Source organism: Granulicella mallensis, assembly GCF_014203225.1.
Taxonomy (GTDB): domain Bacteria; phylum Acidobacteriota; class Terriglobia; order Terriglobales; family Acidobacteriaceae; genus Granulicella; species Granulicella mallensis_A.
On sequence record NZ_JACHIO010000001.1, the window covers coordinates 495896 to 519190 of the forward strand.

Annotated in this window: 13 protein-coding genes and 1 pseudogene; 3 read left to right on the forward strand and 11 right to left on the reverse strand. The window is 54.0% G+C overall.

Annotated elements, in window-relative coordinates; translation table 11 throughout:
• Positions 1-1198: 1198 nt before the first annotated feature.
• The 3 genes from HDF15_RS25670 to HDF15_RS01860 all read right to left on the reverse strand — a co-directional run bounded on the left by HDF15_RS25670 (position 1199) and on the right by HDF15_RS01860 (position 2534).
• The gene (locus tag HDF15_RS25670) at positions 1199-1357 is read right to left on the reverse strand and encodes a hypothetical protein (RefSeq protein ID WP_223295381.1); all 159 of its coding nucleotides are present in this window, start codon (positions 1355-1357) and stop codon (positions 1199-1201) included.
• A 32-nt stretch (positions 1358-1389) separates the two neighbouring features.
• Positions 1390-1497: a hypothetical protein gene (locus HDF15_RS26335; RefSeq protein ID WP_409254853.1), complete on the reverse strand. Its 108-nt coding sequence runs from the start codon at positions 1495-1497 to the stop codon at positions 1390-1392.
• A gap of 236 nt (positions 1498-1733) precedes the next feature.
• Positions 1734-2534, reverse strand: a complete 801-nt coding sequence (locus HDF15_RS01860) for a ParA family protein (RefSeq protein ID WP_184252556.1) — start codon at positions 2532-2534, stop codon at positions 1734-1736.
• Positions 2535-3163: 629 nt separating this feature from the next.
• Here HDF15_RS01860 and HDF15_RS01865 point away from each other — a divergent pair.
• Complete coding sequence (locus HDF15_RS01865) at positions 3164-3559, forward strand: hypothetical protein (protein WP_184252557.1); 396 nt, start codon at positions 3164-3166, stop codon at positions 3557-3559.
• A 92-nt stretch (positions 3560-3651) separates the two neighbouring features.
• Positions 3652-6969: a hypothetical protein gene (locus HDF15_RS01870; RefSeq protein ID WP_184252558.1), complete on the forward strand. Its 3318-nt coding sequence runs from the start codon at positions 3652-3654 to the stop codon at positions 6967-6969.
• A gap of 3 nt (positions 6970-6972) precedes the next feature.
• Here the strand turns inward: HDF15_RS01870 and HDF15_RS01875 are convergent.
• From HDF15_RS01875 to HDF15_RS01900, 6 genes and pseudogenes are all read right to left on the reverse strand, one after another.
• Positions 6973-7287: pseudogene (locus HDF15_RS01875) on the reverse strand (hypothetical protein); the annotation flags it as partial.
• 185 nt (positions 7288-7472) lie between these two features.
• The gene (locus tag HDF15_RS01880) at positions 7473-11132 is read right to left on the reverse strand and encodes a TonB-dependent receptor domain-containing protein (RefSeq protein WP_409254854.1); all 3660 of its coding nucleotides are present in this window, start codon (positions 11130-11132) and stop codon (positions 7473-7475) included.
• Between the two features lie 584 nt (positions 11133-11716).
• Entirely contained in the window at positions 11717-13156 is a 1440-nt protein-coding gene (locus HDF15_RS01885; protein WP_014266876.1) for an alpha-L-fucosidase, read from the reverse strand.
• 137 nt (positions 13157-13293) lie between these two features.
• Positions 13294-16653, reverse strand: a complete 3360-nt coding sequence (locus HDF15_RS01890; RefSeq protein ID WP_221314238.1) for a carboxypeptidase regulatory-like domain-containing protein — start codon at positions 16651-16653, stop codon at positions 13294-13296.
• A gap of 263 nt (positions 16654-16916) precedes the next feature.
• Positions 16917-19997 (reverse strand): sensor histidine kinase, encoded by a 3081-nt coding sequence (locus HDF15_RS01895; RefSeq protein WP_184252562.1) that lies wholly within the window; start codon positions 19995-19997, stop codon positions 16917-16919.
• Positions 19998-20025: 28 nt separating this feature from the next.
• On the reverse strand, positions 20026-20640 hold the full coding sequence (locus tag HDF15_RS01900; protein WP_184252563.1) for a hypothetical protein: 615 nt from the start codon (positions 20638-20640) through the stop codon (positions 20026-20028).
• Here HDF15_RS01900 and HDF15_RS01905 point away from each other — a divergent pair.
• On the forward strand, positions 20596-21225 hold the full coding sequence (locus HDF15_RS01905) for a response regulator transcription factor (protein ID WP_014266880.1): 630 nt from the start codon (positions 20596-20598) through the stop codon (positions 21223-21225). The genes HDF15_RS01900 and HDF15_RS01905 overlap by 45 nt on opposite strands.
• Positions 21226-21366: 141 nt before the next feature.
• Here the strand turns inward: HDF15_RS01905 and HDF15_RS01910 are convergent, their stop codons facing one another.
• Together HDF15_RS01910 and HDF15_RS26340 are read right to left on the reverse strand one after the other, a co-directional pair.
• A complete protein-coding gene (locus HDF15_RS01910; RefSeq protein WP_184252564.1) occupies positions 21367-22608 on the reverse strand; it encodes a type II toxin-antitoxin system HipA family toxin in 1242 nt (413 codons plus the stop codon).
• Complete coding sequence (locus HDF15_RS26340) at positions 22601-22924, reverse strand: helix-turn-helix transcriptional regulator (RefSeq protein WP_044177041.1); 324 nt, start codon at positions 22922-22924, stop codon at positions 22601-22603. Before HDF15_RS26340 ends, HDF15_RS01910 begins: the two co-directional genes overlap by 8 nt.
• Positions 22925-23295: the final 371 nt, after the last annotated feature.

The window sequence follows — 23295 nt, forward strand, 5'->3', positions numbered from 1 at the left end:
GCACACTTGGAGGGCTCATCGGGCGTCTCCACCTGAGGCACTGGGACGTGAGTACGACCCAGCGCTTCTATATCAAAACTGCGCACGAGTGGCGCAGGAGGCGATGCATGTATTGGAAGAAAAATAGCCTGTGCAGCAGTTGTACAGCACATGGCGGTCAACTGAAGGCTAAGTCTTTGAAATGATGGAGCCGACGAGCGGACTTGAACCGCTGACCTGCTGATTACGAAACGACCGGGTCTTGCGTAAGTTGTTGCGAGTTATAGAACGTTACAGGCGGTTTTGAGGTGTTTAGGGGCGTATCTGGAGCTGTCTGTACAGCAGTTGTACAGCAGTTTGACCTGGTGAATTAAGGTCATCGTGTCAACACTTATATCGTTATGCTCGAAGAATTCCTATTGTCTGCGCCTACATTTATGCATCACGCGACAGCGCAATAGGAGCATGCGAGATTACCCGTTGGTGGCTTCGGCTCAGAAGTGACGAGAGCGAGCACGAACGAAAGCAGGAGAAGTCCAGGTTTCAGCGCCTTGCGACAAGAGACCGCAAGTAATGCGAATGTCATACCCATATAAGTTGTTAAATAATTAGCATGCACAGCAGGATTCGAACCTACGAGTTCCACTGTGACAGAAAAGTAGAAACTCGTAACCGTAAGAAACCAGGCGTAACGGGTGGCTCTCTGAGCGCCCTGAGGCACCATTAGGAACGCACATCGCACCCCCTATCGAACCCACGTCCTCTGTCCACCAAACCTCTGCCCTTCGACCACAGAATGGCCAGCGGAACGGACTTTCAATCCCTTTGTTGACGATTTGCACGGCATCATCACTGCCGGGTCAATTCTTGCTGCAGCGACAGCCGCCCGTTCCTGACTAAGATTGTCCCCCAGGGATTCACGGGCGTTGCAAATAAAAGGGATATGTCTATTTTCCACATCGTTCCCCACACGCGAAATAAAGGTTGGTATTCTGATTTGCGGCAGTTTGGGGATATTTTCTGCGACCCCTGCAGCGGTGCAAGAAACTATCCTATAAGGATGTCGATCTGATCTTACGCAAGGAAGGCACATGCACAAAGGTCATCTTCGTCCAAAACTCCCCCACACAACCGGCCGCCATATAGATGTATTGATCCAGTTCGGAGAACTTCCGAAGTGCGACGATGCGCCTGACGACTCATCAGGAAAGTAAGCAGGTCAAACTCCCATCCCCCTCGTAAGAGTGGTGACGATATCGCGCACGGCTTCTCGATCGGATTGACTCAATCGAGAGAGCACCGTCAGTGCTGCTCCAAGCGACTCGAGCAGAACCTTTTCGTCTAAATCTGCTTGTTGAGAGCCAACTTCCACCGACATCCGCGTGAGCGCTCCTCCGTCGGGCGTGCCATTCACTTGATTGCGAAGGGACAAGAGTGTCCCGGAGGAATCAGTGAGGCATCGGCAATGGTGTCCGTGGCTCGTGCCAGGAGATACGCAAGGCCAATCTGATCACGCATTCCTACGGGAAGCACGCGCAGGGTGATGTAGAAAGATCGCGAGACACTTTTCAGGCGGGGCCGAGAAGCACGGCACGAGCTGGATCAGGCATGAATTCTGGTAGTCATCCCTCCATCATTCTGCCGATAGACAAAGTTGCTGATAGTCATCTGGACAAGACAACTCAAGAAAACTATCGACGCTTAGTCCACCACCCGGTCTGTCATCCCCAACTTCAACGCCTTAGCGCGCCAAGCTACTGGATGAGATGGAACCCATTATGTGTGCGATCACCGCATTTTGAAAGCTCAAAGACTTCCGCCAGTAACCCGTTGAATTCCGCAACGGCGGCCTTGCAATGGAGGTCATCGATATCGGCTATGGTCTTGCCGGAAACTGTGTATTTTGGTTTCGCGATTTTCTCGTTCCAGCCGGGTATGGAGACGCCAAGATAACTGAAGAATTGTTTGTAGCTGATACGTGATGAAGCAAATGGGCAACCAAGCTTCTGTTCGATGTCATCTATCAATTTTCTTGTATCTGAAGAACCGCGGATTCTCTTTCGTTCCATGACAAGGACTGGCAAAATGACCAGTTTTTGGGGTGCTACTCTCTGGAATGCCTCGATGGCAAGATACGTTGCCTCGAGTTCCATGTAGGCCTGTGGGGTCGGGACAATCAATACATCTGCCTGATGCACGACGGAAGCACAGTAAGCGTAGTCGCTGGTATTGCAGTCAATGAGAATGCAATCGAACTCAGTGCGCACAGGCCACGACTTCCTAAAACAAGTATCGCTGGCCCGAAATGAAGTAATGGCGGGCAGTTCTGGCGGCCGTTCGGCTAGGAGCTCGTGCAACTGCCCGACAAAATCAAGGACGAGAACCGATTTACCGGATTTGGCAAGGACACCTGCTAGATGCAGGCATAGCGTAGTCTTTGCAACTCCCCCCTTGAAATTCATCACTGCTATGACAAAAGGTGATGCGCTGCTCGAACCTTCGTGTCGAATGTCGGACTTAAAATCCGAGAGTTCAATACCTACGACCTCTGCCACTGACGCTAGAGTAGCAGCATGACAAAACCCGGATTTCTCTATTCGATGGATTGTCTTAGTGCTCAGACCAGAGAGCTCTGCCAGTCTTGCGCACGACAAGCATCTTTGCCTACGCGCCCTTCGAACTACTTCGATTACTTTCTTTGGATCATAGCCATGCATAGGACAATAGTGGCACGGTAAATCTTTTCCGTGTAGAGCCAGTTTGCAGACAGTTTTGACATTGCCGATGAATGCTGAAGTGTTTTTCCGACGTCAGAAGTCTCAGATCCGAGCCTCGGACCAGACTGATCTCCCGATCAATCTCATCGTCACTCAGGCTTTCTCCGGCCGCGTCTGCAATGCGCCAGTTCTCACGAAGCCTTGCCTTTGGAGATCGGCCTCTTCTGCGTTGCGGATGGCAAGCTTTGCATTGGTGAGGCAAACAATGACAGCCTGAGAGGCAACAATCTCGGCCCTTCATGACCGCGGAAAGCCTATCGCGATCTGGTTTGAAGATAGGCTCAGAGGGGGTTATATTCAGCACCACTGCAGAACAGTGGGACGCAACCAGCAGAGAGATGACTCAAGCTACCTTTTAACCACGTCCTCACCGATAAACTAGACACTGTGTCCCGTAGGAGGGCGATATGGTCGAAACGATCATGGCAGCTTTGGTTGGTGCACTAGCGTCCGGAGCAAAAGACGGTCTGACAGACGTGGCGAAGAAGGGGGTTTCCGATGGCTACGAAAAACTTAAGTCGGCCATCAAGCGCCACTCGGTCACGGGTGACGTCGCCGATGCCTTAGAGAAGGTTGAGGCCAAACCGGACTCCGAACCGCGGCGCGCAGTATTGGCCGAGGAGTTGCAAGGCTCGAGAATCGGAGCGAACGACGAGGTTATCGCCCAGGCGAACAGCCTGTTGAATCTTGTGCGTGCCCTTCCAGGAAACAATATGGGAGGGCAGGTAGCCCATGGCACTGGGATAGCTCAAGCCGACCGAAGCAGCGTTGCCAGCGTCACGATGACCGGTGATAGGAACTAATGTCGGAATCGCGAACCAACAGCGAGCAGATCGCAAGCGGAGTCGGCATTGCGCAGGCTACCAATGGCGCGACGGCATCGGTGTCGATAGGCTTGTCAGCAGACGAAACCGGAAACATCTTCGCGAAGATGATCGAGACTTTTGCGCGGACACTGCCGATAACTGGCGACGTGGTCCTGGCGATTCCAACTTTAAATGTGGAGGCTCCGCCTCCTCCCGAGCTACGACTGGAGCGCGCTACGCTCGAGCGACAGGCGCAGAAAGCGCTCAGTTCAGGTAAAGGGGTGTCGATTCACGGAGACATGGGTTCCGGGTGCACCGAACTGGCGAGAAGTCTGAGCATAGGGTATGGCCGCGTAGTGTGGTTGGATTTGCATGCGAACAAGCAAGTGCCTGCTGTGATGGCGCTTGAAATCGCACTGCGGGACCTGTCAGCCGACCTAATAACCGATAGCAATGCTGGCAGCAATCGCCTTCTAGTCATCGACAACATGGACGACGCCATACTGGAGCCGGCATTTGAGGCCCGTATCAAGTCTTTGGCTAGCAAGGACACGTTTTTCGTTATCTTGGTTTCGCTGCATCCTCTTCCACGCGGCCTCTCAACTCTCTTCGAACGTGTTGAGGTGAATCGACTCGACGATCAAGAGATCCTGAAGCTCATGAAGCTGTATGGAGCACCGAAGGCCGTCTTTCGAGATGGCCTTCTAAATGTTGCCATCGGTGTGACGCATGGGATGCCGGACCTGGTTACTCTGCTCCTCAAAGATTGGCAGTCAAGAAGTTGGAATCTGGATGATGCCGCTTGGGAAGACACTCTCCGCTCGAACTACGCGAAAGATCTGCGCGCAGAGACTCAACGCCGGTTGCTGGCAACACAAGAGCCCGGGTCTCGGGACCTGCTGTATCGTCTCACACTGCTCAATCGCGACTTTAGCGAAAAGGAAGCAATCGCGATCGCCGAGATCGAGCCGACGATTGATCGTGCGCGCGAGCGTCTGTATTCGCTAAGCGGTAATTGGTTGCACCGCATCAAGAAGGACCGGTGGCGCACATCACCACTTCTTGCCGGTTCGGGGGACGGCAACCTGTCGCGCCCGATCAGGAAGGAGATCCACTCCTCTGCCGTCCAATGGGTGTTAGCCAAGGGCACCCTGAATCAGTTCGATGTGTCCGAAGCGATTACCCACTTGATGCAAGCAGAACGATGGAACGAAGCCGCGATGGTGTATATTCGTGCGCTCGACGCGTTGCGCCTGGCGGGGGTCGATGTCCACGCGGGTATGCTATTGTCCCTTTGGAAGAGCCTGCCTTTACCGAAGGAGATGGCTCTTTGGCTGAGAATATTCATACGAGGTCTACAGGTCATCAATGGCCTTCGCCGAAATGAAGGCCATCAGCCCGCGCTGGAAGACCTCGTCTCGCTGATAGCAGGTGCCCGTGGGCAACGAGACCAGATGTCGGTTTTCGCGGTTTCCGGTCTCATTGCGATGAAGTACATCGAGAAAGAACCAGGCAAAGCGCTCCCTTTCATCGCGAGTGCTCTACGGGCGGAACGGGACGGTCCCGCCGAATTGCGGCGTGAGTTGAAGGACCACAAAGCCTCGGAACTCTTCTGGGGCGCTGCGATGAGAATAAAAACCCGTGCGGACGTTCTCGCATGGATGGCTGAGGTAAATGAATTAAGTAACGACGAGCGGAACGGTTTAATGATCGCGGAATATGCCGAGCCTTCAGCGATGAGAATGTTCGACTCTTTGTGGTCCATCGAACAGGAAAAGGCTGGCGATCAGCGAGACTGGCAGAGTGTTCTCGACTGTTTGAAGCGGTGCGAAGAGATTGCTTCGGACTGGAAGACACCCCTGGTATCGGCGTGTATCTTGAGGTCTCAGCTTTCCGTTCGGATCGTGCATTTGAAGGAGACGGATTCACCGCAGATTGAGGCAGAGCGATTCTACGGCGCGAATGAGTCGCACGAACTCGCGCAGTTCATCGTGTCGGACGGCTTGGCAACTTGGCTCATCGACATTGATCGGTGGGACCTTGCGTCGACATGGGTGACGCGCGCCTACCGCTTCGATAAACCGGACTTCCCATTGCATCAACAGCTCAATGCATTGCGCTATGGGCATCTTCTTCTACGCGAAGGCGCGCCGTCGGCGGTTCCCTTTGAACGTGCAATCGCGATTGGGAACTCCAGCGAGGACCTCACGTTGTTCAATCAGCTCAAGGCGCGCGCGGAGTTGGCTACGTTCTTTTGGAAGACTGGCCAGATCGGTGAGCTTTTTGCGACTTGGTCGGATGTTGTGCGCGGCTTGCTTGAACATCGTGAAGATGATGAACGCTGGAAGAACTTCTTCATGTTGGCGGCAAACAACATGTCATTTTACTCGTCGGCGCTTGCCCGGACCCAAGTTGACGAAGACTTGGTGACGGAACCGCGCCCAGGCATGTTTATCGGCGGAGTCCAATCTCTCTCCAGCCGTTATCGACCCGGATTGGTTTTTCTCATGCCAGGCGGCATGGCTCAGTGGGCGGACGAACTGGGGAAAGAGCGCGAAGCAGCAGAATGGGCGGGGATTACGGAGAAGATCGGGGGGAAGACCTCGGGGAGCGCTTTGGCTCAGATGTACCAGATGCACGCGATTCCGCTCGATGTACGGGAGCACCGTTTCATCGATGCGTTACGGCATGCGAACGAAACGGCCCTAGGGATGCTGTGTGATCTTCCCGTTGAGCTCTCTGAGGAGCGACAGGCCGAATTGGCGACAGCCAATACTAGAAGGAAAACGCAGAAGCCGTTCTCAAGGCTGGCACGACTTCATTTAGGGCTCTTTCCAGTGCTGCTGGAGATGAGCATCGGTGCAGAGCAGACACCTGCAGAAGTGCGCAAGGAGATCGAAGCGCTTCAAGACGAAGCGGAGAAACTGAGAGAGGATGACCCGGAGATTTGGGGAATTGGGCTCGATGTCCTGGCTGAAATCCTTGAGGGGCGACTGCGGTGGCAGCAGATTCAGGGGGCCCCTCCTGTCGGCAAGGATGGGCAAGCGGACATCAGGGTTCTGCTTCGCGCGTTCGGTCTCTGGGTGATCGCGGCAGATTCTGCGGAGCGCCTCCTGGTCGTACAGGCCTCTTGCATTCCTTATCTTTCGGTCTACTTCTCGCAGATGGGTCAGATTGGTACAACGATCGCAATCTCTATCGCAAGGATGTGGGCCGCAAAGATCGAACACAGTCCCTACCACTTCCGCCGACCATCCGAGACGGTCGCACAGATTCAGTCGTTGGCTTCTGAAGCGCGGATCGGTGAGATGATGCTCGTTCTCGCCGATTCAATTGGAGTTGGAACCGATGGTGAAACCCGCGAGCAATTCAAACACTACCGTCTGAGGAAACCCATAGCTGCTTGAGATTCAGCGTTGCCGCCCAATCAGGACAAAGCCTTTGGCGAGACGGTTCCGACCGGACACAGGGATATTTGCGTCCTCGGCAATCTCCGACCAATTGTCGATGGCCAGGTTGACATCGGACAAGGTGTTCTCGGCTCGTCTCACTCCAAAACGGTCAGCCACTTCCAGCAGGTCCTCTTGGGTAATGCCACTAAATTTTTCGTTCACACTCATTTGGCGCTGATAGGTCCATTCGCCGGTGGGATTGTAGGCATGGGCTACATCATAGGCAGGAGAGAATGCCCAAGATTGGCCTTCTCGGAGGAGAAAGCCAATCTTCTTGGTGTGATCAGCTAGTGGTCGGCGATAGTCATTTCTGAGTCATCGGCGATACTGGACTGTAGGTTGGAGCATGGCCGGTTCCGGGAACCGTGAACAATTCGCTCGGTGCCAGACTTACCGCTCGGAGTCGAGGTCTCCATCTCATGGAAACCACACATTTCGACGAAGAGGAATCAACCTGATCAGAAAAGAACCTTCAACGAAAGCTGTATCTGTCGAGGGCTGTTTTGCTGATTTGCACCGACCGTCCCGTATCCCGACCAAGCGCCCGGAGCATTTGGGTCTGCGACATTATTATTCCGCGTCAACGGGTCGGTGACATTCCCTGTGTTGGGCCCACCGAAGATAGGTGTATTCGTAAGGTTGAAAGCCTCTGCCTTGAATTGAAGCTTTATATCGTTGGTGATGTTGAAACGCTTTTCCACGCCCAAGGACGTCTGTTGAGCCCAGGGGGTGCGGACCACACCAGTGTTGGGCATCGCCGTTATGGCGGTGTACTGGGCCAAGGGTGTGAAGCAACTCGGCTGCGTGCCACTCGTATAAGCGCTGTAGTTGTCGGAGTTATTCAGATAGCTGTAATAGGTCTTATGTGCAGGACGAATATTGTAGGGCCCACCACAGTTGTAGACATAACCATTGGGATAACCGATGGGTTGGCCACCATCATTCTGAAATATCCAGTCCAACTGCCAACTGTCGAGAGCCTGCCCTAAAAGGCCATGGGCGTTGCTGGCAATGAGGCCACCCTTGCCGATGGGCAACGTGTAGAGACCGCTGAAGGAAAAGTCCCAACCGCGGTCGTAGGGGTCAATATGGTACGTCGGATTGACGTCGACGAAACTATCCTGACTATCGTTGAGCCTGTCCGTCGCCGTCATCATCTTGGACCAAGTGAATGAAGCTAGAACGCTCAGACCCTTCACCAGAACGTTTGAGTTCGTGAGGCGCTTCTCAAACTTCGCCTGCAACGAGTTGTAGTTGCTGTATCCTTGCGGATCGGCATAGTCGGCGACATAGTCGAACTCGGGAAATGGAACTAGTAGCCTTACGGCCGAAATCGTCTGACTGCTACCGAGCGTTGTTGCCGGTCCTGCAATACCGTAAAAAGGATTCGGCACCTGAGCATTGTATTTTCCTGGGTTCACATGCGCGTCCGCGAACTCTGCAGGGGTAATAGAGTTCAACTGGATCGTGGAACGAAGCCGAGTCGTATGGGCTCCGACATATTCAAGGTCCCACACAGACTGAAATGGGCCCGCCCCTTGGAACCCAAAGGAATACGACTGCACGCGGGGAATCCGCCGATCGCGCTGATCATATTGAACCCCATTTCCAATACCCGATTCCAACCCCTGGGAATTGCCCGGAGGCGGTGTAAAGCCGTTAGGGTACGGATTACCTGTGCTGAAATAACCACTTGGCGTCAGGCCACCGTTAAGGGAGGCAGTATAGCCTGTTGTCTCCTGCCAGGTAGACTGTGCGCCTAGTTCGACGCCGAGTGCTGAACTCAACCCCCAGCCTCCTCGGACAACGAGCTTGTCCCCCAAAGCGTACGACACACCAACCTTGGGCAGCAGGCTGCCCCAGTAGTTTTGGTAAGCAGTGAAGTTACCATTCGCAAACTGTAATCCGCCCAAAATCGGATTAGAGAGAGAGGCAGCAGCACCAGAGTAATCCAGTTGATTGGTAACCGGATTGACGCATGTCGTACAGAAACCTGCCGTCAAGCGATTATTGCGGTCACGCGGCGAACTCTCAGTCTCCCATCGCAGGCCCAAATTGATTGTCAGGTTGTGGAGAATCTTCCAATCGTCTTGTGCGTAGGCCGCATAGTAGTTGTAGCTCTCGTAGGCGGTCAGAAAATCGTCCACGGAACCGCTGTCAGGTACCCCTAATAAGAGTTCCGCTATACCGTCGCCATCGCCGACATTGTTATATGGATCCTGTTGAGTGTATTGGCTCCCGAAGGAGAAGTTACCGTTGGGCTGTCCGTCGCCCCCAGGAATGTCGTGGAATAGCATAAAATCTGCGCCGTAGTGCAGGTTGTGGTGCCCCAACACCTGATTCACAGAAGGTGACAATTCATAGGTCTCGTACATATTTGGATTGACGGTATTTCCGATAATGTTCGCAGTGCAACAGTTGGAGATACCAATCTCTGGAGCATATCGGTTGGATGTCGTCGGAATCTGCGGCATGCTTAACCCTAGACTCTCCGCTGTAAGACTGTTATCGAGACCAGCAGCAAGCGCGCCGTCGTAGCTGATATTCGTTGCTCGATTGTAGGAAACGCGAATGTCTCCGAAGAGTGTTGACGTAAACGTATGCGTCAAATCGAGGACCTGGGTCAAACTCGATTTGTAGTTATTGATATTTCCCTGCGCAATTTCACCTGGCAGGCCGGACGAATTACTATCCGATGTACCTGACCACCACGCGAACATCCCATACATGCGGGTTCTGTCGCTGAACGCATAGTCGACACGAACGATCGGCTGGTTGTACTGGAACCGGCCGGGATTATCCCCAATATAGTTGTTGCTATAGGTATTGCCCGGAACATTGGGATGAGGCCATAGCTTCAAGATATTGAGGCCGATCTGACTGATCCTGTTAGCCGGAATCGTATTGTTTGGGAAAGGATTCCTCGCGTAACTCTCACATGGATTCTGACCTGGGACAACGCAGTGTGTTGTCAGAGGATCATAGATATTGTGCGCACTGGTGTTCGCCAGATAATTTGTCAGGTTCACACTGCCATCCGGTCCCGGCAACATGTCCGGAGTTACAGTACCCGTTACAACGGCCACCGGATACACTTCCCGCCACCCTTCATAGCTACCGAAGAAGTAGAGCTTCTTATGGAGAATAGGCCCACCAACGGTGCCACCAAACTGGTGCTGATTGTGAAATGCTTTACTTTGCCCCTGCTGATTCAACTGATAATAATTCGCATCCAAGATCGAATTGCGCCAAAAATCATAGACCGTCCCGTGGAATTGGTCGGTTCCACTCTTGAGCACGGTATTGACGGTTCCACCCGCCTCGCGGCCGTACTGAGCGTCATAGGTATTGGTCATCACCTTGAACTCTTCGACAGCATCGACGCTGGGCGAGATGTTCCAGGTTCCCGAACCGCCTCCTCCCTGCTGTGATACTGAGGCGCCGTTCAAAGAGAACTGATTATAGTTCCCTGATTGCCCATTGATGGAATAGGCATTGCTCTCGTCCTGCCCGGTGGCCTGTTGTGCGCCTGTCGTGGCATAGTTTTTTACCCCAGGAACAAGTGACAAAAGTCCATAGACCTGGCGGCCATTCAAAGGAAGATTTTGGACCTTCTCTGGATCCATTACAGTTCCACCGGAGGCGTCATCTGTATTGAGCCCCACGGCATCAGCGGAAACTACTACTGATTCGGAGACGCCACCAACTTGCAGAGCGAAGTTCAGATTGATCTTTGAAGAGACTTCGATATTAATATTGCTTTTCGTAACCTCGCCAAAGTCCGGCGCCTTGGCAGATACCCGGTACACGCCCAATTGAACATAGGGAATCGTGTATTCCCCATTGGCACTTGTCACCGCATGATAAGTCTGCTGCGGGCCTACGGCAGTGATCGCAGCTTTGGGTATCACCGCTCCTGATTGATCCGTTACCCGTCCAGTGATCGTGCCTCGATATTCCTGAGCCCCACAACATGCCGAGAGAAAGAACGTTAACAGGCAAATTCCGAGGAAGAGACGCTGTTGCAGATTTGACATTAGCTTAGGCATTGCTGACCTCTGAAATGGATGTACTTGTTCGGTTGAATCTGTGTTTTCGACTGGATTCCTGGGGATCATCGTCACAGCCAGAAACATGGGCCCTGAGGTGTTCGGAGATCTCGGTTCAATTCACAGCACTCTGCAGGCCGAGGCACAGTCGCAGCTACCTGAACCCATAACCCCATCAATCTTTCGTGAGAGTTAAATGGGCTTCGCCCACTCTCGCTTCTTTCACGCGAATTTCAGAGGGTCAACACGATGAGTTTTTCTCAAGAAGGCGAAGCGGCATATCCTCGTTTGAGGCGCGCGCCAACACCCCTTTAGAGGGGCAGAACGTGCACGCTACCAACGCAATCACTGAACTCGCGGCTTTACCGTCTGATCCGGCAATGATCTCGCAGCGATCATTGCCGGATCTCAACAGTTGCTGGAACCACGACCGATTCGAATCGAATTAGCCAAGAAGGGAAAGTGCGACGTCGACGCACCGGCGTTTACCCAGGCATTTACCAGGGATGCGCAGCGCAAACTCTCAAGTACGCCCAAACGTCGATGGCATCCTGTGCCATGAATGGCGAGGACGGGGATGCCAACAGGTTTTGCTCACTCCAACATGAATCGAGGTCCGACACCGGATTTGCGGCGACCAATGGAGGCTGCGATCACAGGGGTTCATTGTAGACTCCGAATTCGGTAATGCCAGGAGGTAACGTCGAGCCAGACAATACCAACCGAATACGCTCCGCACTGATCCGTTCGAACTGGTGCAGCTGGAATGTATTCCCACCTTTGCCTATTGCGAGATCGGACCATGAGCCGTCATGCCAATGCTGCACTCGATAGCTGTCAATTCGGCTCTTCGCTCCAGAGTCCGAGTCGTAGCGGGACTCCACGATCGAAACGGTATTGAATGCGACCGATTGATCAAAATCAATCTCTAGCCAGCCTGACTTCTGCCCTTCATCGCATATCCAGGAACTTCGAAAGTTATTGTCATTCGCGAGATCGGGTCCGGACGTATCGGCACTGCTGCTGGCAAAAGAACGCTTGGCAAATGCCAGATTCGGAGTCGTGATCTGGATGGAGGCGGCTATCTTCGGGGAAGGACCGGGGTTCTTCCAAAGCTTGCCAATCTCCTCAAGCCTCGCAATTGCGTTTGGATCAAATCGCCCATCCCGGTTCGGAGCGACATTCAGGATGAGATTGCAATGTCCTTGATTGAACGGAATTAGCCATTCGTCGACAATCTGCTTGGCTGACGTTAGCTCTTGCCGAGGATAGTCAGACTTCCAAAACCATTCGCTCTGCAACGTAGTGCCAGACTGCGATGGAACCAGACTGTCAGCTGGAATCTTCTGGCCGGCGTGTTGCTCGTACTCCTTGATATCTGAGTAATAGAGAGCGGGGCCAGGATACTGGCCCGCGTTGTGGTCAGAGACCAAACAATTGGGCTGAAGGCTCTTTATATGATCGTAGATTGTCCTAAAGGGGAGTTGATCGTAGTGCAACCGCGCCCAACCACAGTCCCACCCGTCGAAGATCAACATCGTGATCTCTCCGTAGTTGGTCAGAAGCTCGGTTAGCTGGACTTTAATCAGGTCGATCTTCTGCGATGTGATCTGATACGGACGGATATCAGCCCTCAGATCGAGAATAGAGAGATAGAGGCAAACTTTCAGCCCGCGCTTCCGAAAGGAATCGGTATAAGAGCGGACGATGTCATGCGGGAAGGACGAGTCCTTGACACTTGGGCTACTAGTCCTTGTGGGCCAGAGACAAAAGCCGTCATGGTGTTTCGTCGTCAGACATCCATATCCCATGTTGGCGGACGCGGCCGCCTCTGCCCACTGATCCGTGTCCAGATGAGCTGGATCGAACAGCTTCGGAGATGCCTTTGGGTCTCCCCACTCACGCTCCTCAAAGGTAGCCATGTTCAGGTGAATGAACATCCCGAAACGCAAGTCCAGAAACTTCTGCTGCAGATCTAACAACGGCTCCCGCACTTGAGTCGGAGCGGACAAAGCGTCCAATCTGCGCGCGCCTCCTAGCAACGTCGCAGCTGTCATGAGCCCATAGTTGAATTCTCGCCGGCTGATCGTCACTCAATTTCTCCTTGCGGCAAAGGGGCCGTCCCGTTATGCATTACTGTTAGGGAAGAACGTCTGCCATTGCAGCGCAAACCAAATCACGATAGAGCGACCCGAGGCCATCTGTCAGTCAAGAGGCAGTGGCGTTCTCTTCAAAAGATGATCTTTGCGGCAATCTGAAGCTTGCGAGCATCATTGGCCGTACTGGAGACTACTCCGAAGGTCGTCGGGCTCGAAAGATCGGTTCCAGGTGTACCTAAGATGACACTATTGGTTGCGTTGAACGCCTCGCCTCTCAGCTCGAGGCGCGCCGACCCGTACATTGGAAATTGCCGGAAGACAGAGAGGTCAAGATCCCAGAAACCTTGTTGCCGCAGAGAATTGCGTCCAACGTTTCCATAGGTGTATTGCGCAGGTGCGACGAAAGCGGCGGTGTTGAACCACTCGTCTTTCGATTGATGTGCTGGCTTCGGGTTGCCGATAAGATCCGGCCTTTCGTATCCCTCATTTCCAACGTTGGCGATGTCCGGATCAAGATTGAGACTAAAATTCTGGCCGGAGTGGGCGCTGAAGATGGCATTACCCTGCCAGCCGCCAAGTGCATAATCGGCCAATCTGTTGCCGGTCGAGAAGCGCTTGCCGCGGCCGACCGGCGCCTCGTAGTTGATGTTCGCCGTGAACTGTTGAGGAAGATCGAATGCAGATACGCTGCGGTCACCGCGGATGTTGTACGGGTTCTGGACATTGGTACCTTCAACGCCGAAGTAACCCGAGGATCCTTCATCGATCGACTTACTCCAGGTGTAGGAGATTTGATAGGCGAGGCCACCTTCAAAGCGCCGGCTCAAAGCAAGCTGCAAGGCGTTATACGTTCCGTTTCCGATGGAGCGATCATAGTTGCTGGCAATCATGTAAGGGTACAGCGATCTCGCGCTTGGATCTCCGGGGCCGGGTGTGACGGCGGTGTTGTAGTAGGTTCCGACATCCAGACGGTGCGATTCCGACCCAACATAATTGAGAGAAAGGTTCATATTTTGGGTCAGCTGCTGCTCGATTCCGAGGTTGTATTGTTCGGAATAGGGGTTCCGGATATTCGGATCTACGTAGTAATTCGCATTTGACGGAGTGAACGGAGTACTTGCAGGTAGATCGGAGGCACTAGCACCGAGAAACGGATTTTGCCCGGTCACTGTTGGAAGTAAGCTTGTGCCGCTAGGCAGATTGAGACTCTGAACGGATTGAGTTCCTATATCCGGCCAGGAGCCTTGATAGTTCTGCGCCAGTTGGATGGCAGCAGCCCAATTATCGAAGATGATCCCAAAACCTACGTGAATCACAAGGCGTGGGTTGGCACGGTATATTGCACCGATACGGGGGCCGAAGTTCGCCTTCGTGTCATGCAGTATCCGCCTATCAGGGCTTACGACGACATGCGCGGGCAGAACGCCTCCCGGTATGCAGGGGGCGTACCCGCGATCCTCACAGGAAGGCGGCAGCTGTTGGACAATGTAGGTGCCATTGTCAAAGTCCATGTCTCCTGTCTCGATGCTGCCCTGCGTTCCGACTGAACTCTCTGTTCCGTAGCCAGGGATGAAGGTGCGGTCATAGCGAAGCCCAGCGTTGACCGTTAGTTTCTCCGTGACTCGTATCTGATCCTGTACATAGAATCCCATGATGCCGCCCGGTCTCTCCGCGATGTTCACGTTACGGCGGTAGGCGTTATCCGGAACATTGAGCAAGAAGGAAGCGAGGGCGCTTCCCGTGGTGCCGAGATTATTCGGATCGGCTGTCTGCTGAGGCGCAAACCCGACCTGTCCGTAGAGCTGTTTCTCGGTATGCCCCAGACTATTCCACTCTCCGCCAACCTGGAGGACATGCCGCCCGAAGCTCTTCGTGACATCGCTCTTGTACTGCCATGTCGTCGATAGATCGGGGGAAGGAGCAGACGATTCCCCGCCGCTGAAGAAGCCATTGACACCAATCTGTGGCATCAGTTGAATGCCGCCGACAAATCCTGCAATCGCGGGCGTCGCTCCGTATGTCCCAATTACATTGGGGATAGAGAAGAGGCTCTCGCTATCGTAGCCAAGATGAGAACGCGCGAATTGGGCCTGCAGGCTGAGTGAAGGTCCGAAGACGTGCATCCAACTCGCTCCGTAGTTCTGACCCGGCTCACTGAGGGTTTGCGTGATGCTGGGAAGGCCTCCTGGCGTCGTTTCATTCAAGCGCTCTGCGCTGTAGCGAAACCAAACGAAGTCGTGATCCCCGAAGTTATGGTCGATCCTGACGGTATAGTTTTGTTGCTGCTGCTTGTTCGACTCTGTATTGATGGCGTTATATTGCGGCGCACTGGGTATGAAGATCGGGGCCGGCAGAACCAGCTTTGCATAGGCAACCGCTCTTGGATCAACCTCTGAGGGCGTAATTTGGTTATTGGCATAAGCCGTCCGGAGAAATTGACCAGGGTTTGCGGGATCGGGTCGAGTCGACGAGGGATCATAGATCTGCGTAGGCACCGCACTTAAATCGCCGCTGAGCTCTGCGGCGGTAGGAACGATAAAGAAGCTATTGGAAGGCTGACTGAAGAGAAATCCCTCGGCGGCCACAAAGAAAAAGGTGTTCTTGCGCAGTCCTGCCAGTTTAGGAAGTATTACCGGGCCGCCGAGCGAACCGCCAAACTGGTTCTGTCGAAGCGGCGTAACAGAGCTCAGAAATGGATTGCGCGCATCGAAAAAGTCGTTGCGTAAATACTCCCAGGCAGAGCCATGGAAGTGCTGCGTCCCAGATTTCGTCACGACATTGACGATGCCACCCGTTACGCCTCCATATTGGGCCTGATCCGGATGAGAGAGAACCTTGAACTCTTGAATCGCATCAATAATCGGGGCAACGGTGTAGGTGTTGTACCAGCTGTTCTCATCGTTCAAGCCGTCCACCATGAAAAAGTTGCTACGGTTCGTCTGCCCATTTACCGCGGGAAATGTGAATGCTGAGCCAAAGGTAGTGGGCGTTCGATCACCGCTGCCATTCTGGGCCACGCTGATCGGCGAGGCGCCGGGCGTGAGCGAAAGTAATTGGGTGAAGTTACGTCCATTCAGAGGCAGGTCCGTCACTTCCCTACTTCCGATGACCGTGCCCAACTGGGAGCTGCCGGTTTCGAGCGTCTGTCCTTCCGCTTGCACGGAGACGGTCTCATTGACGGCTCCGACCGTCATCGTTATGTCAATGGTGCTCGTTTGGCTAACAACGAGCGTGAAGCCACCGCGGCTAAACGTAGCGAATCCGGTCTTCGTCGCTTGCAAGGTATAGGGTCCCGGAGGGACGGCAGGAAAGTTATAGCTCCCGCTGTCGTTGGAGGTCGCAGCGCGCTCCACTCCCGTTGCCCCATTCTTCAGCACAATCCGCGCGCCTGGCACGACTGCACCGCTCACATCCTTGACCCCTCCTGTAACCGATGCCGAAGAAAGCTGAGCGGCTGCTGACGGGCTCCAGAGCTGGCTCACCAGAACCATGAACGAAAGGAAGAGTGCCAATTTAGCGCAAGTAGGCCTGCTACACGAAGTGCTCACGATGATGACCTCTACAAGGAAACGTTGATGGGAACGGAGTCGGGGGAAAGATCCTTCGAATCTCTCACGTGGACCAAAACTAGATCGACACGATGAGTGTCCCTGATGAGGTCAAGCCCGTAAATGCTGAATAGGGTCGTGTTCCTATAACCCTTTTGAGGGAGCGTATACTACCGCCAGCTCGGGTTTGCCGTAAGCCCTCTCAACTAGTCGGGCATTCTCTTCGTGGCGCCGCTCCTGGCCATCGTACGGCGAATACCTCTCCATACCCGTGCTCCATAGCCAAGAGGCTGCCCTTTTTGAAAGGCGATACGGCCTGCGATACGGAGTTCAACCTCAGTTCCAAATCCCGCTTTGCTATAGATCTGGAATTCTGCGCCGAGAGAAGCAGCGCGTTCTCGCATACCCGGGAGGCCCCAGTGATCCACCGTACGACCTGACTTAAGGACCGAGGGTTCGAGGCCGCGGCCATCATCTCGCACCTGAAGCGTTATGGAGGTTTTGGAATAGACCAGCTCCGCCTCCACTTTCGAACCTTGTGCGTGCAGGAAGCTATTGTTGATCGCCTCCCGCCCAATGTTAAATATCTCCTCGGACACTATCCGCCGTAGTGGTCGAGGCGTGCCATGTACTTGCAATACGAATGGGAGATTAGCGTTCCTTGCCATTTCATGCCCTGCCTCAGAGAGAGCTTCTGGAAGATCAACCGAGTTCGCCTCGGAACGGAGATCGCGAACTCGTTGACGGCCCTCGATGAGCATCTTCTCTGCAAGAACCAGGGTGTCCTCCAATGCGGCGCGGGTCGAATTTCCTTCTGGGTAATTCGTTGTGAGAACGCCGAACCTTAAGATGAGGCCATGCACCCCCTGCAAGAGAGTGTCATGCAACTCTCGCGCTATACGCTCTCGCTCCGCCATTCGATCCGCGGCCATGGTCTCGTGCAGAGAGAGAACCTGTCGAATTCTGAAGAGGTAGAGAAGATAGATCAATCCGCAAAAGACCACCGCGCAGGCGAGAAAAAATCCTCTCGTCTGATTGAATGCTGGCGAGATGTGGAAGGCAAGAGACGCCCCCGTGTCGTTCCAAATGCCGTCTCTATTGGAGGCGATCACATGAAACACATAGCTCCCCGGAGCAAGGTTTGTGTAGAAAGCCTCTCTTCGCGTTCCTGCATCCTGCCATTCTGAATCGTTTCCATCGAGCCGATATTTGAAATGGACATTCTCCGAAGAGGTTAGGGTCGGAGCGGTGTAGCTGATCTGTACGCTCTTGGTTCGTGGCGGAAAGTCCAGCTTGGAGGTCGCTTCGAAAGACCTGTCACCGATGTTCACGGACTTTATAAGCACCGGCGGAGGAGGAGGATTGCTCCATGACTGCAAGGGATTGAGCCATGCGAGCCCATTCGACGAAACGAACCACAACCTGCCGTCTGAGGCCTGAACCGAGCTCGAACGCGGAGTCAAACCGGGGGGAGAACTATCGAGGTAGAGTGACTGATAGGTCACCGGTTGTTCCAAATTTCTAGGCAGTCTAGCGAGCTCTGACCTAGCAATACGACCTACAGCGGATCTATCCGTAATGAACAGATCCCCGGTTCGTGCGAAGACGAGGCCAAACACGCCTCGCAGCTCTTTGCGGTCTGCCAGTTGTACTGGATTAAAGATTTGATTCCTGAAAAACGCTATGCCAGTGTCCCCGCCAGCCCATAGAGTCCCTGCTTCTTCCGTCAGAGTCTTGATGTTTCCGAGTTCCAGACCAGACGAATGAGTGAAAGATCTCACCCCTTTCCCGCTGAATTCAAGGATGAGGTCATCGGGATAGCCCAGCCAGATGGCTCCGCCGCTATCGGTGAACGCACACAGTGCGGCGGTCTTCGATGGAATGGAGGGTGTCTTGATCTGGGTCCAGGTCCCGCCCGACAAACGAAAGACCCCTTCTCCATCTATAGAGACCCATAGCGCGCCTCCCTTGTCCATCGTCATGGCGAGTACGTTGTCGATCCCTCGCCGGCGATGGAAATCAGGCAGAGCAATCTGCTCCGATCGACCTGCGATGGTCCGTGACAGTCCATGCGGCGTGCTCAACCAAAGAGCCCCCTTTGGATCGCGATACAGGGAGCTGACGCTCCCACCGGCACCTATCCTATTCCCTGTCTTTCCGTCGGCATCGATCGTGATCGCTGAGCCGTGGAAGGTTGTGACGACGACTGATCCATGATCTCCAGGAGCCAATTCCAGATCGGTCGCGCCCGTGGGTAATTTGACCGATACAAACTTGCTTGGAGTAAACCGGTCAATGCCGTTTTGCGTGCCTATCCAAACATTCTTTTCCCGGTCCTCAAAGACACTGAAGATCTCGTTTCCACTCAGCCCGTCTCTACTCGAAAACTCCTCTACGCCACTGGTAGGGGGAACTCCATCGCTGCTTGACACGCGTGATGCGTCAGAGACCCGATAGAGCCCATCGCCCGTGTTTTCGACCCAAAGACCGCCCGCCTGGTCCACAAAATAACCGGGGGCATCATGTCCCACAACAGATCCGTTCAGATAGGGCGTGTGCTCTGGCGTTTGATGTCCCATGGGTTTGTGCCGAATTGAGCGCGTCATCCAAATGGTTCCACCATATCGATAGACAAAGCCGAACCCGGCAACTTGCGGCCCCGCTATCTTAAATCGCGAAGCGCCTCTTGGTAGATAGACAACATTCTGACTTGTAAGCACCCAGAGCGTTCCATCTTCATCGATCGCCACCTCCTGCGCCAAAGATTCGGTATAGCCGGAATCGTCCCCCACTTCCTTCCAGCCTTCGTCTTCGAGACGAAATAGACCGCCTCTAGTTGCCGCCCACATTCGACCATCTCTGTCTTCCGCGAAATGAAATACCTTGACGTTCGCCGCCAGTCCTTCCGCGTCAACGAAGTTAGTCAGGCGATCGTCCTTGAGCAGGCTCGCTCCGCCATGGGTATAACCGATCCAAAGTCCCCCCTCTTTTGCGACAAAGAGCGTCGATATACCTATATCAAGAAGATGCTCGCCGTGCGCGGTTTGAAACTTCTGAAATTGCACGCCATCGAAACGATAGAGGCCAATCGGCGATGCAATCCAAAGATACCCATCTGGGGTCTGCGCAAAACATGTTGCGATAGCCGGTGCTCCCTCCCTGGCACTCCAGGCAGTGTGCTGAAACTCGCTGATCGGGGGGTACTCGTCTGCCCGGCAGGTGATCGCTCCACCGCCCACGAGAGACAGTCCGAAGATCACACGCAGGAGGCGGCGCGATAACACCATACCCTAATTTACCTGCATCGCATCTGTTTCACTTATGAGAAGGCGGGAAGATAACTCGCTTCCGTCCGTACATAAAACCATCAATGGAGTAATAACCCCCTCCAAGCATTGCGGCTGAAAGGCTCTGCGTCATGAAGATGGCGCTCAACACGATGTTTTCCTGCGGCGAACGAACCAGGAGAAGTCCCTGCACAACCAGCGCAAGGAATGCCGCCAGTTTTGTGCCGCCCCCTGTACAAAGGGCGACAGCTACGGCTAGGCTGAAGAAAAATAATGGGCTTGACCTGACAAGCGACGAGCGCGAATCGCCTCCGGCGAACAAGAGCGCCGCCACGGACAATCGAAGCAAGACCAGGGCGATCCCTGGAATGCCACTTGGATAGGAGCTGCGGAGCCTTTGCACCTCTGTACAGTAGGTCCGAAGATCAAGAATGGCTACCCGCAGGAAGACCGTCGTAGAGCAACCCTTATGAGGGGGTCCTTCCGAGAGGAAACGTGATATCTTGGCGGCTGATTCAGCATCACTCCCAAAATCTTGGCTGGCTTCTCGCGAACTTTTCTCGCTGTATCTACGGCTGAACTCTTCAGGAGGCGCTTTGTGAACAAATCCGATCGCATAAGGGTCCTCTGTGTCGATGATCATCCGCTCGTCAGGGATGGTATTGCTTTCGCGCTCCAGGCTGAGAGGGATATGGAGCTCGTAGCTGAGGCTACAAACGGGAGGGAGGCTGTCGCTGCCTTCCGGCAACAGCGACCAGACGTTACGCTCATGGATTTGCAGATGCCACAGATGAACGGTATTGAAGCAATTCTTGCCATCCGTAAAGAATTTCCTCGCGCTCGCATCGTCGTCCTCACCACCTACTCTGGCGATGTGCAGGCGACGCGCGCTCTCGAGGCAGGCGCGGTGGGATACCTCCTTAAGAGCATGCTCCGCACAGAACTCATCGACACGATACGTGGCGTCCATGCAGGACAGCGAAGAATCCCAAGGGAGATTGCCGATGAGATCGCCGAGCACATTGGTGCTGATGCCCTTTCAGCCCGCGAGACTGAGGTGCTCCGTGTCGTGGCGTCCGGTTGCTCGAACAAGATTGTCGCGGACAGGCTCGCTATCTCTGAGGAAACGGTAAAGGGCCACATCAAGAGCGTTCTGGCTAAGCTTTGTGCGAACGATAGAACTCACGCGGTAATGATTGCAATGAAGCGTGGGTTTCTGGACGCATAGGCATCCTCGGGCCACATATGTACTCATACGCATCCAAAGATTCCAGCGCCGCAATATTGCTTGAGCCCGTAGCATCGTCTATCGCTTCACCCAACTTCGATAGTCCTTCTGCAGTCATCGGCACTCCTGGGTCGCGCGTCCTTATTGCATGAATTGCCTTGTCAAGGGAAATATCTGCATACGCTTTGTGACGCGTTCTTTCGCTTCTGTACTCATCACGAGGTCTTCCCGAATCTGCGGCCAGACGGTGACCATCCGCTCTGCGGTCTGCATTGCGGCATCCGTCATCAGGCGTTCGGGGACAGGAACCTTCGCTGCAAATCTTGTCAAGAGCGCTCTGTCAAACTTCCGCACGTCTTTCTCTTTGGAGACCGAAAGCGCCATCGTAAAGTCGTCGAGATAAGCAATGGTCGAAACAAAGTCATATGCCGGCGAGAGCTTCGGAGTTCGGCCATCTTGGTAAAGCAGAGTCCAATTCTTAAGGTGCATATCGGCATTGCCGATTGCGGCACTGAAGATGAGACGGCTCACAAACTCTCTCACTGCTTCCAAGTCCGCAATACTCGCCAGATCTTTTGCCATGTTTCCATAGCTATAGTTGTCATATTTCTCTCGCGGAAATTGCCGATAGAGCTGGTTGAAATCTTCCATGTGGATGCGAGTATTTTCGTGCGTTCTGTCGAAGCGACGCACCCAGAGAGAATTAGCCTTCGTTCGGAACGGTTCGGGAAGTCCTTCAATCTCCTCTGTGGGAACGAGCCCTGTCTCTGCTGTGTCGATTCCCACGGCACGTGCGAACTGCATCATCGAATGCTCGTTTTCGGGTACCAGCGGGTATCGTTGCGAGGGAAGTTTGACGATCCAATGGCCTCCCCTACCCTCGACGGGGATGGTGAGCCCTTTCTCCGGAGAGCCGGCGGCCGAGAATTTCATCTGGACTCCGGCGAGTGAAAACCTTAGCGGTTGATTTTCGCGACTCGGGCCTTGGACTGTCAGGTCTTCCTCGAATCCTTCTGGTGGAGGACCATCGCTCTCGGAGCGAACGACCACAGCACCGGGGAGATCCTCACCAAGAAGCTGTAGCAGAGGCAAATCTCGAACCTCTTTCACGTTGGCGAGCCTAGCCACATAGCGACGCAAGTCTTCTTCGGGAAGGAGATTCGAAAAGAACGGAGCGACTTTTGTTTGGGTTTCGATGGTTGCCGAATTGAGATTGCCCTCGGCATTGAAAAAGGAGAGGCTGAGAACAGGACGATTCCGGTTCCCGATATAGCTCTGATCGAAAACGAAGATATTTCTATCGTTGGGCAGTTCCGTGATGCCGCCCACGAGGGTCTGCCCAAGCCAAACAGACAGTCTTGCTAGAGGACGCATTTTACTCATCGGCATCCTCCGCCCTATCTTCGGGATCATTCCCTACCAATCCGGGGATCTCACTCGGCGGGGAGGATCGCTCGTGGGACTTGAGAAGATGCCTGACTGCAGATAAGAGGCGCACAGGCACTGGAATGATCTCTGTACCTAGGCTTCTTGAGACTTGCACTACACTGGACAGGCGCGGGTCATCGAGGCCGGCTTCTAACCGGGCGATCTGAGACTGTGTTTTCCCGCTGAGCGCTGCTACCTGAGATTGAGAGAGCCGAAGCAGTTGGCGCCTATCTCGGATTGTTCGGCCCCACGATTTGGATACTGTCTCCATATCGAATACACCATATTTCAGTAATAATTATACCTCATTCAACATATTCGCCCCCAAGTGCACCCAGCTTGTCATAAGGACGGGGCTGCCGGAGCATGTGGCTCGCTGTTGTCCAACAAGATCAACAATTTGAAGCCGGGTCTATCCCCATTGCCCCACACTATGGAGTCGCCCATGGCGACTACTTGCGACAGCCCAACCGTGCCGGGCGACAACGGATTCCACAATGCCGGGGCTGCATTGCCTTGCGGCTGGTACGGCCGCTCCCGCGTCGGCTTTCCTCCAGAACACTGGGCATCCGAAGCGGTACGCGCGCCGGCAATCCATCCGCACCCCGTTTTGCATTTCCATGCCGGCTTTTGAAGAGTCAA

Excerpts from the sequence above, each read along its gene's own strand:
- HDF15_RS01910 (WP_184252564.1), bottom strand. The coding sequence starts at position 22,608 with ATGAGTAAAATGCGTCCTCTAGCAAGACTGTCTGTTTGGCTTGGGCAG.
- HDF15_RS01880 (WP_409254854.1), bottom strand. The coding sequence starts at position 11,132 with ATGATCCCCAGGAATCCAGTCGAAAACACAGATTCAACCGAACAAGTA.
- HDF15_RS26335 (WP_409254853.1), bottom strand. The coding sequence starts at position 1,497 with ATGCGTGATCAGATTGGCCTTGCGTATCTCCTGGCACGAGCCACGGAC.
- HDF15_RS01890 (WP_221314238.1), bottom strand. The coding sequence starts at position 16,653 with ATGGTTCTGGTGAGCCAGCTCTGGAGCCCGTCAGCAGCCGCTCAGCTT.
- HDF15_RS25670 (WP_223295381.1), bottom strand. The coding sequence starts at position 1,357 with ATGTCGGTGGAAGTTGGCTCTCAACAAGCAGATTTAGACGAAAAGGTT.
- HDF15_RS26340 (WP_044177041.1), bottom strand. The coding sequence starts at position 22,924 with ATGGAGACAGTATCCAAATCGTGGGGCCGAACAATCCGAGATAGGCGC.
- HDF15_RS01900 (WP_184252563.1), bottom strand. The coding sequence starts at position 20,640 with ATGATCATCGACACAGAGGACCCTTATGCGATCGGATTTGTTCACAAA.
- HDF15_RS01865 (WP_184252557.1), top strand. The coding sequence starts at position 3,164 with ATGGTCGAAACGATCATGGCAGCTTTGGTTGGTGCACTAGCGTCCGGA.
- HDF15_RS01895 (WP_184252562.1), bottom strand. The coding sequence starts at position 19,997 with ATGGTGTTATCGCGCCGCCTCCTGCGTGTGATCTTCGGACTGTCTCTC.